This window comes from Saccharothrix lopnurensis (assembly GCF_042658445.1).
GTDB lineage: Bacteria > Actinomycetota > Actinomycetes > Mycobacteriales > Pseudonocardiaceae > Actinosynnema > Actinosynnema lopnurensis.
In genome coordinates this window covers 1-1,641 of sequence record NZ_JBHSQO010000097.1, presented here as the reverse complement: position 1 = coordinate 1,641, position 1,641 = coordinate 1, and the positions used below count along the sequence as shown (strand labels likewise).

Sequence of the window (1,641 nt, the reverse complement as noted above, 5' to 3'; positions counted from 1 at the left end):
GAGAACACCAACGGCCTGCTGCGCCAGTACTTCCCCAAGGGAACCGACCTCTCCCGATGGGACGTCGACGAGATCGAGGCCGTCGCCACCGCACTGAACAGCAGACCCCGCAAGACCCTCGGCTGGAGGACTCCTGCGGAAGCCCTGAACGATCGTCTATCCTCGCTCCAACAAGCCGGTGTTGCGACGACCGATTGAATCCGCCGGTCGACCCGCGGTCGCTGTGGTGGATCAACTGTCCGTCGCGCACGTCGCGGGACCAGATCGCGTACTCCAGGGCGCCCGGGACCGGGTCGGTGTCGCAGCGGTCGCTGGTCTTCCAGCCCACGATCCGGTTGGAGAACGCGTCGCGCACGGCCGCGAGCCGGAAGGCGCCCTCACCGGTGGGGATGCGGGTGGCGTCGGCGACCCACAACCGGTCCGGCGCGGGCGCGGTGAAGTCCCGGTTCACCCGATCGGGCGCCGGTGCGGCCCGTGGATCCTGCCTGGTCGACGGCGTTCGCCACTGTTTACGCAGGAAGGCGCCCTGCAGGCCGGCCTGGCGCATCAGCCGCTCGACACGCTTGCGCGACACGCGGACACCCCGACGGCGCAGCACCCGGTGCACCCGCGGACTGCCGTAGGTCCCGCCCGAGGCGGCGTGGATGTCGATGATCCCGGTCGTGATCGCCAGGTCGTCGCGCTCATGTTGGGACGGGTCGGACTGGCGGGCCACCCAGCCGTGATAGGTGGAGGAGGCGACACCGAGGACCCGGAGGACGAACTCGACCCCGAAGCGGCCGCGAAGCTGCTCGACGAGCTTCACGACCGTCGCCGGGTCGGGTCGGGTCGGGTTCCGCCGCGAAAAACGCGGACGCGGTCTTCAGGATTTCGTTGGCGCGCTTGAGTTCCGCGTTCTCCTTGCGCAGCCGGCGCAGCTCCTCCGACTCGGTCCCGGTGGGCCGGTCGCCACGTTCGCCGCGGTCGGCCTCGTCCTGCCGGATCCAGTTCCGCAATGCCTCGTGATGCACGCCCAGCTGCTCGGCCAGGCGTCGGATTACCGGCTTGGGGTCGGACTCCCGGTACAACCGGACAGCGCGGGACCTCAACTCGTCGGGGTACTTCTTCGGTGGTGCCACGGACGACTCCCTTCAGGCCCTATCGGACCATGCCTGGAAAGCCATCGAGCTACCGGGGGAACCTCAGTTGGCTTTCGGTAATGGCGGACAGATCAGGTTCAGCTCTGTGCCGGGATGGGGTGAGTCGCGCCAGAACCGAGTAACCTGCTGCGTGCCGCGCGTGTGCGCACCGCGTCGGCCGCGCTGCCCGCGGAGTCGATGTCGCGCCGGGAGCTGGCCGAGGCGGTCAACGAGTGGCTGTGGAAGACCACCGGCAAGCGCTACGGCCTGGACGCCCACACCGTCGCGCGCTACGAACGCGGCGCGGTGCGTTGGTCGGGTGCGCACTACCGGGCGCGGCTGCGTCATGTGCTCGGCGCGACCACCGACGCCGAGCTCGGCTTCCGTGCGTCCGGCACCGCTCCTCTCCCACGGACCTGTGCGGTCGACCGCGGCACGGACGAAGCGGGGACTTGACCCTGGATGTTGGACACCAGACACACTTGGACCGTCGTGGTCCGGGTGGATAGGAGTCCTGTTCAGA

3 protein-coding genes and 1 pseudogene are annotated in these 1,641 nt (G+C 69.2%); 2 read left to right on the top strand and 2 right to left on the bottom strand.

Going from position 1 to position 1,641, the window contains the following annotated elements; all coding sequences use genetic code 11:
* Window positions 1-198: transposase (locus ACFP3R_RS37485; protein WP_380643788.1), on the top strand; the 198-nt coding region annotated here is incomplete at its 5' end.
* 67 nt (window positions 199-265) lie between these two features.
* Here the strand turns inward: ACFP3R_RS37485 and ACFP3R_RS37480 are convergent.
* Window positions 266-757 (bottom strand): annotated as a pseudogene (locus ACFP3R_RS37480) (IS3 family transposase); the annotation flags it as partial.
* Window positions 684-1,118, bottom strand: coding sequence for a transposase (locus ACFP3R_RS37475; RefSeq protein WP_380643786.1), 435 nt, complete (start codon window positions 1,116-1,118; stop codon window positions 684-686). The pseudogene ACFP3R_RS37480 and the gene ACFP3R_RS37475, both read right to left, overlap by 74 nt.
* A 162-nt stretch (window positions 1,119-1,280) precedes the next feature.
* Here ACFP3R_RS37475 and ACFP3R_RS37470 point away from each other — a divergent pair, with 162 nt between their 5' ends.
* On the top strand, window positions 1,281-1,574 hold the full coding sequence (locus ACFP3R_RS37470; RefSeq protein ID WP_380643784.1) for a hypothetical protein: 294 nt from the start codon (window positions 1,281-1,283) through the stop codon (window positions 1,572-1,574).
* Window positions 1,575-1,641: the final 67 nt, after the last annotated feature.